The organism is Streptomyces sp. SID14478 (assembly GCF_010548525.1).
Lineage (GTDB): Bacteria > Actinomycetota > Actinomycetes > Streptomycetales > Streptomycetaceae > Streptomyces.
The window spans coordinates 1-545 of record NZ_JAAGMG010001295.1; the positions used below are offsets into that span (position 1 = coordinate 1).

1 protein-coding gene is annotated in these 545 nt (G+C 76.5%); it reads right to left on the minus strand.

Annotated elements, in window-relative coordinates; translation table 11 throughout:
- Positions 1-545 (minus strand): AAA family ATPase (locus G3I40_RS41275; RefSeq protein WP_164559936.1); only part of this gene is annotated, 545 nt, incomplete at both ends.

Below are 545 nucleotides of genomic sequence, written 5' to 3' on the forward strand. Positions count from 1 at the left end.
AGCCGCCGGTCGCCGAGCACGCCGGACAGCAGGGTGTGCGCCTCGTCGGGGTCCAGCACCTGCAGCCGTACGACGTGCGCGGCATGGCTGACGCCGAGTCCGCGCAGCTCGGGACGGCTGGTGACCAGCACCGCCACCCCCGGGGTACCGGGCAGCAGCGGCCGCACCTGCTCGGCGTCCGCGGCGTCGTCGAGCACGAGGAGCACCCGGCGATCGGCCAACCGGCCGCGGAAGGCCGCCGCTTGGTCGTCCAGCGTCTGCGGGGTCGCGGCCGCGTCCATTCCGGAGGCGAGCAGCAGCGCGGCCAGCACCTCGGACGGATCGCGCGGCCGGTCACCCGCGCCCAGCAGTCGTACGTACCACTGCCCGTCCGGGAAGGCCGGGCGCAGCCGGTGTCCGAGATGCACCGCCAGCGTCGTCTTGCCGACGCCGGGCGAGCCGGTGATGACGACGGGCGCGGCGGGGCCGCCCTGCGCCGCGGCCGTCAGCCGGTCCTCGACTTCCCGCAGCGCTTCGTGGCGGCCCACGAAACCGGGGACGGCGGG